Below are 13,326 nucleotides of genomic sequence, written 5' to 3' on the forward strand. Positions count from 1 at the left end.
TTATTATTAAGACTATTCCATTTTTGGCTTTGAGTCAGCTTGATAATTGCTTTTTGGATCACTCATATTTATTTCTTTGCTGAATTTTCCTTTTACATAAAACTGCCATTTTCCAACTTTTTTACCATTCAAAAACTTACCCTTAGATGCCATCGCACCATCAGAATCATAGAAAACTGCGTCGCCGTTATACAAATTATCTTTAAAAGTTGATTGCTCTAAAAGAATTGCATTTTGACCATATTTTTTATAAATCCCGTCTTTTAAGCCATTCTTATAAGTCATCTCCTCTGCAATTTTAGCATCTGGATAAAAAACAGATCGTACGCCTTCTAACTTTCCGTTTTTATAATTTTCCAGCGTCATCACCACTTTAGAAGCTTTGTGATAATATTTCCATTCTCCTTCTCTAGCTTTCCCAACTTCTTTTCCTTCGCTTACCTTGTTTTTATTTTGATCATAAAAAATAGTAAATGAACTCCCATCACTAGCTGTAAAATCGCGCGTTGCAATTACATCGCCCTTTTTAGTATCATCAAAAAACTTGAAAACTCCGGTTTCTTTTCCGTGACTAAAAGTTCCTTCATAGCGAGGGCGTTTTGATGTTTCGTAAGTTCCTTTCCAAACTCCATCTTTTTTGCCGTCTGCGTCTAGTTTATTTACATCTTGAGCCGAAACTAAAAAAGCATTTAAAAAAAGCAATCCAGCAACTATTTGTTTACAAATCATAATAAATTTAATTTTTAAGCTTTAACGAAAAACACTTCTGATAAAGTATTTTTAAAAATAAAAAAATCTCGATAAATCGAGATTTTTTTATTGAATTATTTCTTTTTCTGAGCTTTCGCATCTTCTTGCTGTTCCATTACCTCTTGAAGACGTTGTTGAAACTTGCTTTGCTTCTTAGGCTCTTTTAATTTGTTTTCTTGAATTTGAGCGTGAATTTTATCGCTGTCAACAATATAATTCTTGATCACAAACATAATTCCGATTGTAATTAAGTTCGAAATAAAGTTGTACAAACTTAATCCAGCACCATAACTATTGAAGAAAATCAACATCATTAATGGCGAAACATAAATCATGATTTTCATCATTTTTGCCATATCTGGCATTCCTTCTTGCTGAGGCGCTGCCATTTGCTGATCTCCAGAAGTCATTTTCATATAGAAGAAAATCGCAATTGCTGCCAAAATTGGAAACAAACTGATATGATCACCATAAGCTGGAATATGGAATGGTAATTTTACAACTGAGTCAAAAGAAGATAAATCATCTGCCCAAAGGAAGCTTTTTTGTCTTAATTCGAATGCTGCAGGGAAAAACTGGAATGAAGCATACATAAAAGGCAATTGAATCAATGCTGGAATACATCCCGCCATTGGGTTTACGCCCGCTTTGTTGTACAATTTCATTGTTTCCTGTTGTTTTTTCATTGGGTCTTTTTTGTATTTTTCTCCCAACTCTGCAATATCAGGACGCAAAACTTTCATTTTAGCCTGAGACAAGAATGATTTATAGGTAATTGGCGACATAGCCAATTTGATGATAATTGTAAAGATGATAATCGCAATTCCTAATGATAATCCAATTGTTGAACTCAAGAATCCGAATAATGGAACGAAAATAAATTTGTTGATCCAACCGAAAATCCCCCATCCTAAAGGAATGATTTTATCGAAATTTTTATCGTAAGCTTTTAGTGTCTTGTAATCTACAGGCCCCATGTACAAGCTCATTTTGTAATCTACCTCACCATTTGAAAATGCTAAAGGCAAATTAGCTCTGAATTGTTTTGTGAAAACCGTATCAATTTTATCGTCCTTAACTAAATTATCCGATTGTAATTTCGAAGTTTCAAAAGGTTTTTCTGTTGATAAAATAGTAGCAAAGAAGTGTTGTTTGAACGCCACAAAACTAACTTTCGTAGGAGTTTCTTCTTTTCCTTGCCCGTTAGGACTTACATTATTATATTTTGATTCCTCGTACTTGTAATCAAGCTGCGCAAAACGATTTTCATAAGAAACACTTTTTTCGTTTCTATATGTTTTCAAATCCCATTGTAAATCTAATGGTTTAGAAGCATTCAAGACTTTGTTCAATCCTTGAGAACGAACATCAAAACCAACCAAATAATCATTTGGTTTTAAAACGTATTTGTATTCTAAAAACTCATTTGCACCCGCTTTCAAACGCATTGACAAAACTTGATCTTGACCAACTTTTTCTAATGTTGGCTCGAAATACAAATCTTTAGAATTTAATGTTCTATTGTCTGCTGTTTGCAATTGAATATTCAAGTTTGAATTATTGTTTTTAACTAACTCAACTAATTGCCCTGAACCTTTTTTAAATCTTTCGAATTCTTTTAGAGTAGCTTCAACAATATAACCACCTTTATTAGCAATCTTTAATCTTAATTTCTCATTTTCGATTGTAGTAAAAGCTTCTTTTGCAGAAGGAAGTGTTGCTGAATAAGCAAATCCTCCTAAAGTTTTTTGCAATTGAGCGATTTGAGCAGTATCTCCAGGAGTTGTTGTAGCAACTGGCAATGCAGCGGTTTTTGCTTTATCAGCTTTAGCTTGTGCTTCTTGTTTAGCAACTAATTCTTTCTTGGCTTTTTCAGCAGCAATTTCTTTTTCAGAAGGCTGGTTTTGGGACATAATCCAAAGCAAAATTCCGAATATCAATACAAAACCAATGATTGAATTAAGGTCTAATTTTTTTTCTTCCATTATTAATTTAAAAAAGTTATTCTTTGAAGAGCATTAGTAATGAGTTTGCCTCAAACGTTACATCTTCTTCTTATTTTTTATGCGCATTAACCGCTGCTGCCACAAAATTCACAAAAATTGGATGTGGGTTTGCAACTGTACTTTTATATTCTGGATGATATTGTACCCCAATGAAAAACGGATGATTTTCAAGCTCTACAATTTCTACCAATCCTGTATCTGGGTTCACTCCAGAAGCTTTTAAACCAGCTTTCTGCAATTCATCAGCATATTTATTGTTGTATTCATAACGGTGACGGTGACGCTCAGAAATTGTTTTTTGACCGTAAATTTTATGTGCCAAAGTGTTTGGTTTAATATCACATTTCCAAGCACCAAGACGCATTGTCCCACCTTTATCTGTTACATTTTTTTGTTCTTCCATTAAATTCACAACTGGATGAGGCGTTTTCTCGTTCATCTCAGTAGAATTCGCTTCAGCGTAACCTAAAATATTTCTAGAATACTCGATAACAGACATCTGCATTCCTAAACAAATTCCGAAAAACGGAATATTGTTTTCACGAACGTAACGAACTGCTTCAATTTTTCCTTCAATACCTCTTTCACCAAAACCTGGAGCAACTAAAACTCCGTCAAGAGCTCCTAATTTTTCTTCCACATTATCAGCATTAATATGCTCTGAGTGAATCGAAATTACATTTACTTTCGTTTCGTTTGCAGCACCTGCATGAATGAACGCTTCTAAAATTGATTTGTAGCAATCCTGCATTTCTACATATTTCCCAACCAAACCAATATTTACCGTTTGTTTTGGGCTTTTTAATCTTTTTAAGAAAGTATTCCAGTTTTTAAGATCTGGAGATGCTTTTTTAGGCAAATCTAATTTCTTTAAAGCCACAACATCTAATCCTTCTTCAAGCATTAAATTTGGAACTTCATATATTGTAGAAGCATCAATTGACTGAATTACAGCTTCTTTTTTTACATTACAGAATAAAGCTAATTTTTGGCGTAATTCCTGAGACAATTCATGCTCTGTTCTACAAACCAAAATATCTGCTTTAATACCACTCTCCATCAAAGTTTTAACAGAGTGCTGTGTTGGTTTTGTTTTTAATTCACCTGCTGCAGCCAAATAAGGTACCAATGTCAAGTGAATTACAATTCCATTATTTTCACCTAACTCCCAAACCAATTGACGAACAGATTCTATATAAGGTAATGATTCAATATCACCAACAGTTCCACCAATTTCAGTAATTACAATATCATAATCGCCAGATTTTCCTAGCAATTGCATTCTGTCTTTGATTTCGTTTGTGATATGAGGAACAACTTGAACCGTTTTTCCTAAAAATTCTCCTCTTCTTTCTTTTTCAATAACTGAAAGATAAACTCTTCCTGTAGTAACGTTATTAGCTTGAGAAGTAGGAACGTTCAAGAAACGCTCATAGTGTCCTAAGTCTAAGTCAGTTTCAGCTCCATCATCTGTCACATAACATTCTCCGTGCTCGTACGGGTTTAGTGTCCCCGGATCCACATTGATATATGGGTCAAATTTTTGAATAGTTGTACGGTATCCTCTTCCTTGTAACAATTTAGCCAAAGATGCCGCAATAATTCCTTTTCCTAATGAAGAGGTCACACCTCCTGTAACAAAAATATATTTTGTTTGATTCATTCTGTTGTTTGTTTGTAAGTAGTTGTGTAAAAAACTTGGCAAAAGTACAAATTTAATTAGACAATTTCTCTATTACAGAATGAGATAATTTTGCAAATTTTTAAACAGATCGATTACTTGTTTCTGTAATCAATAATTTTAAGTTTTAATTGGGAAGATTTTTGACGAATGTCTTTAATTTCACTTAGGATTTTGCTTCTTTTAAAAAAATATTTGTGTTTTGAAAAGCACATTGAATTTTAGCCCAAAAAAAAATATTACAATTTAAAAAAACACTGACTTGTACACATTCATGAATTCAGGCTTGAATTCTGTGGTATCACTTTGTTTTTAGAAACTATAATATTTTTTGTTGTTTCAAACTTATGCAAAAAAAATCAAACTTCCAAAGATTTTTCTTACTATTTAATAGGATTAGGATATTGCTTCTTAATATTTCGAATCAATTCCTCGAGTCCATTGAGTTTTAGCTCATAAATTAATTGCAATTGCTGGCCTAATTCTCCTTTTGGAAATCCTTTATTATGATACCAAACGACATAATATTCGGGCAGGTCAATCAGATATCGCCCTTCATATTTCCCGAAAGGCATTTTGGTGTGCGCTAATTTTATAAGTTGTTTTTTGTCTTGGTCCATAATTTTGAAGAAGAAAGAAGCTAGAGGAAAGACTTATTCGCTTTTCCGCTTACTTCAACTGTACGCAAAACTACCATTTATTTTTTCTTTTGCCACAGGTTTAAAGGATTCTCACAGATTAAAAACTTGGCATCTCAGTACCTCAGTACTTTAGAACCTTAAAAAAAAGAAGCAAGAAAAAAGAATATTATTTCATCCCCTCTCCCTGCTTCAAAAATATTATTTAAGATTTTAAAACTAAAGATTTACACAAAGATTAGAAACCTCTGTCCCTTTGTCACTTTGAGCCTTTATCACTTTCTAGTAGTGCCATCTCACGAAAGCCTCCATTGCCGCATAAGTTGCCAAACCTAATTGGTGATATAACTCAGCTGTTTCACGGTTTCTGTCTTCGGCTCTTTGCCAGAACTCTCTAGCATCTGTTCCTTGGAAAACAACTCCATCTTTTTGAGATTGGTGTTTGAAGATCCCGTGACGTTTAGCTAAAACCTGATCAGGACTCATTGGAACTGCCATTTCAACTTCGTCAATTCCCCATTCTTGCCAAGCTCCACGGTACAACCATAACCAACAGTCGTTCATGAATTCTTTTGGCTTTAAAACTTTAACCGCTTCAAAAATAGCATCCAAACAAACTTTATGTGTTCCGTGTGGATCTGCTAAATCTCCAGCTGCGTAAATTTGGTGTGGTTTAATTTTTTCAATTAAATCAACCGTCAACTGAATATCTTCTGAACCAATTGGTTTTTTCTCAATTGTTCCTGTTTCATAGAAAGGCAATTCCATAAAGTGAATCTGAGAATCTGGAAGACCCACAAAATAACTTGTCGCTCTCGCCTCTCCTTTTCTGATCAAACCTTTAATATAACGAACTTCAGGAATATCAATTTCGCTATTCTTTTTGTTCTGCAAGAAAGCTTCTGCTTTTTTGTAAATGTTATCTGCTTCTTCACTTTTGATTCCGAATTTCTCGTTGTAATCAATTACGAATCTTGCAAAACGCAACGCTTCATCATCCGCAACTGCAATGTTTCCAGATGTTTGATACGCAACATGTACTTCATGTCCTTGCTCTTGCAAGCGCATAAAAGTTCCTCCCATACTAATGATATCATCATCCGGGTGCGGAGAGAAAATCAATACACGTTTTTTAGCAGGCTCAGCTCTTTCTGGACGATTTGAATCGTCTGAATTTGGTTTTCCACCTGGCCAACCTGTGATTGTATTTTGTAATTTATTGAAAATCTTAATGTTGATATCGTAAGCTGGGCCTGAATCTGCCAACAAATCACTCATACCGTTTTCGATATAATCTGCATCTGTAAGCATCAAAATTGGTTTTTTAAGATCTAATGCCAATCCTAAAACCGCTTTACGAGTTAATTTATCTGTCCAAACAATTTTCTCAACCAACCAAGGTTTGTTGATTCTTGTTAGTTTTGAAGAAGCTTCTTTATCTAAAATAAAAACCGCATTGTTGTGCTCTTGCAAAAATGAAGCAGGAACTCTATTTGTAACTTCATCCTCAACAGATTTTTTTACAATATTTGCTTTTCCTTCTCCCCAAGCCAATAAGATTACTCTTTTTGCCTCCATGATTTTTTTAACTCCAAGCGTAATTGCAGTTCTTGGCGTATTATTCAAACCGAAGAAATCTTTGCTTGCTGCAACTCTTGTAATATGATCCAATGCCACTAAACGTGTTTTAGAGTTTTGAAGCGAACCCGATTCATTAAAACCAATATGTCCATTACCTCCAATTCCAAGAATCTGCAAATCAATTCCGCCTAAAGCTTCGATTTTAGCTTCATATTCGTGGCAATAATCAGCAATTTGCTCTTTTGTTAAAAGTCCGTCTGGAACATGAGCGTTTTCAGGTAAAATATCGACATGATCAAACAGCAATTCTTTCATAAAACGAACATAACTGTTGATTGAATTTGGTTCCATTGGATAATATTCATCCAAATTAAAACTGATTACATTTTTGAAACTCAAACCTTCTTCTTTATGCAAACGAACCAATTCAGCATACAATCCTTTTGGAGAAGAACCTGTAGCCAATCCTAAAATACATGGCTTCCCTTCTTTTTGCTTTTCCTGAATTAAAGCCGCAATTTCTTTCGCCACTTCTTTTGAAGCATCAGTTGAGTTTTCAAAAACAACGGTATTGATGTTTTCGAATCGTTTTTCGAATCCTGTTGCTTTGTCGATTTTACTTTTTAACATGATATAGTTTTTTATTTAGTTTCTCATTTATTTACCATCGTCGGTATTTATGCCCTTTTACAGCATAAAACAGAATCATTGCATACGATGGCAAAAGCATTAAATACGCCAGCTGATTGCCGCTTCTTGAAGTTGCTTGTGTTCCGGCCGCAATATTTGCATTATTAATTGTTTCAGTAATCAACCCGTAGAATAATGGAAAAATAGCTCCTCCAATAATCCCCATAATCAAAATGGCGCTTCCTATTTTAGTGTATCCGCCCAAATCCTGCAAAGCCATTGGCCAAATAGCCGGCCAGCAAAGTGCATTTGCCAAACCTAATAACGCTACTAACAAAATCACTACTGGCAAGGCTGGAATTCCAGGCAACTGAATCATCAATTTAGGTGAAATCACAACAATTGCAATAACCAAAATGATTCCTAAAACGCCCGATCCTTGTAAAGCTTTTACTTGCGACAGATATTTTGGAATCAAGGTTATTCCTAAAATATAACCCACAACCATTGCTGACATTGTGAAAGAAGTCAATTTCAGATAAAAATTTCCTTCGTCTCCGTATACTCCTAATTGTTTTCCAAAACCACCAATAGAATCTCCTGCCAAAACTTCCGCGGCCAAATACAACATTAATGTTATAACGCCCAAAACCAATTGTGGACGTCTGAATGCATTTTTAATTTGTTTGAAAATGCTCAGATTTGAAATATTTCCTTCTTCATCCAAATCAATTTCCGGGAGTGGAGAATGCTTCACAAAAAGAGCTAACACTATAATAATCAACCCCATATAAAGGTAAGGCCTTTGCAATTGTAATGCAAGAGAATTTAAAGCATTTGCTTTTGAAACCGTATCCAGCATCGCGATTTTGTCAGCTGTAAACTCCTTCATATTTGACAAAACCAAAGCTGTCAATATAATTGGCGCTACAAATCCAGCCAATTTATTCGCAATTCCTAAAACACTGATTCTCGCTGCAGCACTCTCTCTTGGGCCAATAACCACGACATAAGGGTTTGAGGCTGTCTGCAAAATTGCCAAACCGGTTCCCATCACAAAAAGCGCTATCAAAAACAGAAAAAATGTACGGCTTTCAGCAGCTGGATAAAATAAAAATGCTCCTAAAGCAATGATCAACAATCCTAATGAAATTCCGTTTTTATACCCTACTTTTTCTATTACCCAAGATGAAGGCACAGCCATAACAAAATAGGCTATATAAAAAGCAAAAGTGACAAAATAAGCTTGAGACGGCGACAACTCGCAAGCCAATTCAAAAAAAGGAATTAATGGTCCGTTTAGCCAGGTTACAAATCCTAGAATAAAAAATAATGCGGTCAAGATAACCATCGGAATGATTGCATTCCTTTTTACAGCTGGTATGACATTTTCAATGTTTGACATAATACTTTTGGGTTGATTGTTAATAGATTTTTTATTTTTCAATCTAAATTAGAATCAACGCTAAATTATCGTTTTGCATATTTTGTGCAAATATATGCGTTTTTTTTGCAACACCAAAAATAATCCAATAAATGATCGCTATCCTAAAATAGATGTGAGGTTTATAGTACTTTTTGTTAAGACTCCCAATCAAGAACTGGATAGTGTTTTTTAAGATATTCTTTTACATCTGCAATATCTTCTTTCGCCGTCAAATCAGGCACATGCTCAGAAAAAGGGATTCCGATAGTGGTGTCTGGGTTTGCTTTCACAGTGTTTAAAAGAACGGTTGGGAGCTCTTTTTCATCTCTTTCCAAATTCACTGGACAATTTTTCAAATGCGGATACAAAGTGCTTCCTGTAAACTTAAAAGCATTCATACTTACTCTGATTTTTCCTTCCACATCTTTATAATTTTGCAAATCATTTGCAGTCGGCTTTTCTAAAATGTCCAAAAGCTGATTGTTTTTGTCCAATTTCGCAATGGCGAAACGCGAAATTCTTTCTGAAGGAAATTCCAAAGCATCACGATCATAACTTATAAATGCATTTGGGCTGTCGGTTTTTCGCAACGCCAACAAAGCTTCCACAGAATATAAATTATCGCTATTACAAACTGAATACTCAAGTTCATTCAATTCTGGATATTGCTCCACAGCCTGAAACAAAGCATCTGCTGTTCCAAAAGGCTTTGTTCTTCCTTCTGGAATATATTGTATGGCAAACGAAATATTCAATCCATGAAAATCATTATCGGCATCATGATTTCCATAAAATTCTTTGAACAATTCACCTTGTTCTCCAATAATAATGTAAATGTTTTGGTAACCCGCTTTTTTAGCATTTAACAAAAGATAATCCAATAAAGGCCTTCCGCTGGAGCCAACTCCAATCAAGCCCTTGCTTCTTTCATTTGCCTGAGCGATTTCTTCTGCAGATAAATTATCTGTAACAGCTTCCTTTTTCATACGTGACGAAGCACCGCCCGCAAGAATAACTAAATTGTTGTGCATATTTCTTTTCTAAATTTCGATATTTTCAATAATTCTAACACCCGGATCAACCGTTACTGCATACGCCTCTTGCGCGCCTGCCTTTAAAATCGCGTCAATGACTTGAGCTTCGTTTTTTGGATCTGCAATTACTACAATGCTTCCTCCTCCACCAGATCCCACGATTTTTGCTCCGTAGGCACCCGCTCTCAAAGCCGCATTTATCATGTCATCAATACGCGGAACAGTAATTTTCAATAAATCACGCAAAACTTCGTGATGCTGATTCATCCAAAAACCAATTTTCTTCAAGTCTAAAACTGGCTTTTCAAATTCCTTTAAAGCTTCTTTTGTATAATGGTAATTTTTCAAAGCCGCCTCAAAAAACGGAATCAAACGGTCGGGCAAGCAATTTTTATAACGATCGACATCTTCAATTTCAGAAGCATTCAAATCAAAATCTGGATAATTCTGCTTTACAAGATCAATCGCCATCAAGGCATTTCCTTTCAAATTCCCAATCAAGCCAATAGTTTCCTTAGGAACCCCAGAAACACCGGTGATTAGTCCGTTCAATTCGGTTCCGATACAACGATAAGAAAAAGGCTCTTTTGTATTGATATAAATGATATTTCCAGCTACAATACTGAAATGATCCATCATGCCACCTGGCTCGCCATGTTCCAAAACTTCTGAAGCATAGCCAATTTGAGCAACGAATTCTGGCGTGACTTCTTGATCAACTCCAAAAGCTTCAATCAAAAACCGAATCCACGCCATCAACAATGCCGATGAACTCGATGTTCCCGAATTTATTGGAATGTCTCCTGTAACGATAATGTCATATCCGATTGCTGGCACACATCCATGCCTGCGTAAAACACGCAACGACGAGGCAAAATAATCTCGTGGCTCCAGTTTTTCAAAAGTTGCATTAATATCAATGACGCGAACTTCATCAATATCGACCATATTAATCACAAATGTGTTAGTCATATTTTGTGTCGCGGTCAGCTTTATATTTCGGTCTATGGCGCAGGCTATCACAGGCAACCCTAAATAGTCCTGATGATCTCCAAAGAGACAGGTGCGCCCCGGGGCTAATGAAGTAATTTTTCTCATGTAAAAACTTTACATTAAAATATTAAAAACCAATGATTTATAATACTTTTAGGTTATAAATTTATTTAAGTATTTCGTTTTTGATTTTACGAAACTATATATTATATTTTGATAAAACAAGAAAAAAAACAAAAATGTGCTCGAACACACTAAAATAAATGTTCTCGAGCACATATAGTAATTCTCGCATTTTTTTTCCAATAATTAAATCAAAGTTTTTATATTTGCTTATATGGATAAAAAGTACACGATAAAGGATATAGCACAAATGGCCGGAGTTTCTAAAGGAACTGTTGACCGTGTTTTGCATAACAGAGGAAAGGTCTCTCCTGCAGCACTGGAGAAAATCAATGAGGTTTTGAATGTTATTGATTATGAGCCCAATCTAATTGCCCGAAATTTAAAAAGCACAAAAGTGTATCGTATTTGTGTCTTGCTTCCGGATCCAGCATTCGACCCCTATTGGCTTCCTTGCGTCAACGGAATACAAGATGCCATAACCGAATTCAAGGCCTACAATGTGATTATCGATACACATTATTTTAATCCAGAAAGCACTAAATCATTTTTAAAAGTAAACGAAGGCATTATAGCACAATCGCCTGATGCCGTTTTGCTGACGCCATTATTCCATAAAGAGACCGTTGAAATCATCAAAGAATATGACGAATTGGGCGTCATGGTAAACACATTCAACAATGAAGTCGAATCTTCTTCCATCAAAAGCTTTGTTGGACAAGATCTTCACAAAAGCGGACGCGTTGCCGCGAGCTTAATGAATCTGATTTTAAGCCAAGGCCAAATAGCTATTATACATATTGATGAAAGCCTTAAAAATGCGGTCCACATGCAGGAAAAGGAAAAAGGATTCAGAAATTATTTTGAAGAAAAGGAACTTCATGACTTTTCGATAACTACGCTAAAACTGAAAAACTCAAACATTGAAACAAAGTTTGCTTCGTTTTTAGACGAAAATCCAAATTTGACCGGAATCTTCATCACGACTTCAAAAGCATACCAAATCGCTTCTCTTTTAGCATCAGCCAAAGACAAAAAAATTACACTTATAGGCTATGATTTAATTGAAAAAAATATCAATTTCCTAAATCAGGGATTGGTGCATTTTTTAATTCATCAAAATCAAAAAAGACAAGCTTATTTGGGAGTCAGCACTTTAGTAGAACATTTTTTATTCCGAAAAGATATCCCAGAAACCATTTTGTTGCCAATTGACATTATAAATGTCGAAAATGCTTCTTTTTACGTTTCTTGATTTTTTTCACAAAGCAAAAAGATTACTTTTTCTTAGCTCTCGCAGATTTAGCAGATAAAAATCCATTTCATCTGCTAAATCTGCGAGAGACAAAAATCTTACATTCTTTTATCTGCTCATCAACAAGAATTTCCCGAAAGAAGATGCGATATGAAAATTCGGTTCTTCAGTATTTGGATTCACCCATGTAATCCAAGTTGGTTCGTAATTATCATTTTCATCTTTCGAAAATTTAGCTCTATAAACGCCTGCTTCGATAATATCGCCCTGAATTAAATCCAATTCTTTTAAAGATGCCATACTGATCGTTCCTGCAACTGTGAACGAAACCTCATCAGTAGACGATTCTAATTCAATGTGATCTTCAGGCCATTTCCAATTGTAATCAAAAACCTTATTTGGCAATGCATGGAAATCCAACAATCTAGTCGAAGGATCAATTTCAAGGCAATAATAAGGATCGAGCCTATCATTACTTCTAAAAAAAAGCTCCACGCGGTCTGAATTGCAAATGCTTTCTACCCCATCATCCTTCGTATCCATATAAACGTCGGTATCAAATACCCTGAATTTAAAATAGAAATTTTCCTCATCCCAAAGCGCTCGAAATTCAATTTTCAAAACTGGATCATCATTCCATGGAGATGAAAAATCCGTAAGACAATTTGCGTTTAGCCAGAAATCCGAATTCAAAATTCCATTCTCGCTCTTATACTTGTTATCGATTAAAACTACCTGATATTCCTTCACAGTGATACTTCTTAAAATTTGTTAATTTTTGATTTTTGGCAAACCCGAAAATCACCGCACACCAGGCGATGATTTGTTCTTTTTTTGAATCAACCAACACAATACAAAACACAATCAAAAATGGCGTGTTTTTATAAAAATCAAAGCAAAAATCTTATGTCAAAACCCATAAGAAAAGACTGTTTAATTTTTATGTTTTGTAACAAGTCGTTGCGAATTTCACAAGTTTCTCAAGAATAGCCATTTATTATTCAAAAAACCTTCATTTCAAAAGTCTGCTAATTTCGAAAAAAAATTAAAAACATCATATCATTTTATGCTAAAAAAAATGTTTTGTGCAATTTTATGTGCTCGAGAACATAAATTTTGTGTGTTCGAGCACATTTTTTGTGTTTTTTCTTGTTTTATAAAAATATAATCTATAGTTTCGTCAGAGATTAATCTTAAAACTGAGTTAAA

At 34.7% G+C, this 13,326-nt stretch carries 10 protein-coding genes; 1 reads left to right on the forward strand and 9 read right to left on the reverse strand.

Going from position 1 to position 13,326, the window contains the following annotated elements:
- Window positions 1-12: 12 nt before the first annotated feature.
- The 8 genes from AAYQ19_RS03440 to AAYQ19_RS03475 all read right to left on the reverse strand — a co-directional run bounded on the left by AAYQ19_RS03440 (window position 13) and on the right by AAYQ19_RS03475 (window position 10,844).
- Window positions 13-729, reverse strand: coding sequence for a toxin-antitoxin system YwqK family antitoxin (locus tag AAYQ19_RS03440; RefSeq protein WP_343533856.1), 717 nt, complete (start codon window positions 727-729; stop codon window positions 13-15).
- A gap of 95 nt (window positions 730-824) precedes the next feature.
- Complete coding sequence (yidC, locus tag AAYQ19_RS03445) at window positions 825-2,735, reverse strand: membrane protein insertase YidC (protein ID WP_343533858.1); 1,911 nt, start codon at window positions 2,733-2,735, stop codon at window positions 825-827.
- 70 nt (window positions 2,736-2,805) lie between these two features.
- Entirely contained in the window at window positions 2,806-4,419 is a 1,614-nt protein-coding gene (gene pyrG, locus AAYQ19_RS03450) for a CTP synthase (RefSeq protein WP_343533860.1), read from the reverse strand.
- A 401-nt stretch (window positions 4,420-4,820) separates the two neighbouring features.
- A complete protein-coding gene (locus AAYQ19_RS03455; RefSeq protein WP_343533862.1) occupies window positions 4,821-5,057 on the reverse strand; it encodes a DUF3820 family protein in 237 nt (78 codons plus the stop codon).
- 300 nt (window positions 5,058-5,357) lie between these two features.
- Complete coding sequence (gene nagB, locus AAYQ19_RS03460) at window positions 5,358-7,286, reverse strand: glucosamine-6-phosphate deaminase (RefSeq protein ID WP_343533864.1); 1,929 nt, start codon at window positions 7,284-7,286, stop codon at window positions 5,358-5,360.
- Between the two features lie 31 nt (window positions 7,287-7,317).
- Window positions 7,318-8,691 (reverse strand): sugar MFS transporter, encoded by a 1,374-nt coding sequence (locus AAYQ19_RS03465; RefSeq protein ID WP_343533866.1) that lies wholly within the window; start codon window positions 8,689-8,691, stop codon window positions 7,318-7,320.
- Window positions 8,692-8,867: 176 nt separating this feature from the next.
- Window positions 8,868-9,743, reverse strand: coding sequence for a sugar phosphate nucleotidyltransferase (locus tag AAYQ19_RS03470; RefSeq protein WP_343533868.1), 876 nt, complete (start codon window positions 9,741-9,743; stop codon window positions 8,868-8,870).
- A gap of 9 nt (window positions 9,744-9,752) precedes the next feature.
- Window positions 9,753-10,844 (reverse strand): mevalonate kinase family protein, encoded by a 1,092-nt coding sequence (locus tag AAYQ19_RS03475; RefSeq protein WP_343533870.1) that lies wholly within the window; start codon window positions 10,842-10,844, stop codon window positions 9,753-9,755.
- A gap of 232 nt (window positions 10,845-11,076) precedes the next feature.
- On the opposite strand from AAYQ19_RS03475, the gene AAYQ19_RS03480 reads away from it, so the two are divergent.
- A complete protein-coding gene (locus AAYQ19_RS03480) occupies window positions 11,077-12,117 on the forward strand; it encodes a LacI family DNA-binding transcriptional regulator (protein ID WP_343533872.1) in 1,041 nt (346 codons plus the stop codon).
- Between the two features lie 108 nt (window positions 12,118-12,225).
- Here the strand turns inward: AAYQ19_RS03480 and AAYQ19_RS03485 are convergent, their stop codons facing one another.
- Window positions 12,226-12,867 carry a carbohydrate-binding family 9-like protein gene (locus AAYQ19_RS03485; RefSeq protein WP_343533874.1) on the reverse strand — a complete coding sequence of 214 codons (642 nt, stop codon included), beginning with the start codon at window positions 12,865-12,867 and terminating at the stop codon, window positions 12,226-12,228.
- Window positions 12,868-13,326: the final 459 nt, after the last annotated feature.

Source organism: Flavobacterium mesophilum, from assembly GCF_039581405.1.
In the GTDB taxonomy this organism is placed as follows: domain Bacteria; phylum Bacteroidota; class Bacteroidia; order Flavobacteriales; family Flavobacteriaceae; genus Flavobacterium.

Bases quoted from the DNA above. Each gene is read 5' to 3' on its own strand.
- AAYQ19_RS03455 (WP_343533862.1), bottom strand. From the start codon at position 5,057: ATGGACCAAGACAAAAAACAACTTATAAAATTAGCGCACACCAAAATG.
- AAYQ19_RS03475 (WP_343533870.1), bottom strand. From the start codon at position 10,844: ATGAGAAAAATTACTTCATTAGCCCCGGGGCGCACCTGTCTCTTTGGA.
- AAYQ19_RS03480 (WP_343533872.1), top strand. From the start codon at position 11,077: ATGGATAAAAAGTACACGATAAAGGATATAGCACAAATGGCCGGAGTT.
- nagB (WP_343533864.1), bottom strand. From the start codon at position 7,286: ATGTTAAAAAGTAAAATCGACAAAGCAACAGGATTCGAAAAACGATTC.
- AAYQ19_RS03470 (WP_343533868.1), bottom strand. From the start codon at position 9,743: ATGCACAACAATTTAGTTATTCTTGCGGGCGGTGCTTCGTCACGTATG.
- AAYQ19_RS03440 (WP_343533856.1), bottom strand. From the start codon at position 729: ATGATTTGTAAACAAATAGTTGCTGGATTGCTTTTTTTAAATGCTTTT.
- yidC (WP_343533858.1), bottom strand. From the start codon at position 2,735: ATGGAAGAAAAAAAATTAGACCTTAATTCAATCATTGGTTTTGTATTG.
- AAYQ19_RS03465 (WP_343533866.1), bottom strand. From the start codon at position 8,691: ATGTCAAACATTGAAAATGTCATACCAGCTGTAAAAAGGAATGCAATC.
- pyrG (WP_343533860.1), bottom strand. From the start codon at position 4,419: ATGAATCAAACAAAATATATTTTTGTTACAGGAGGTGTGACCTCTTCA.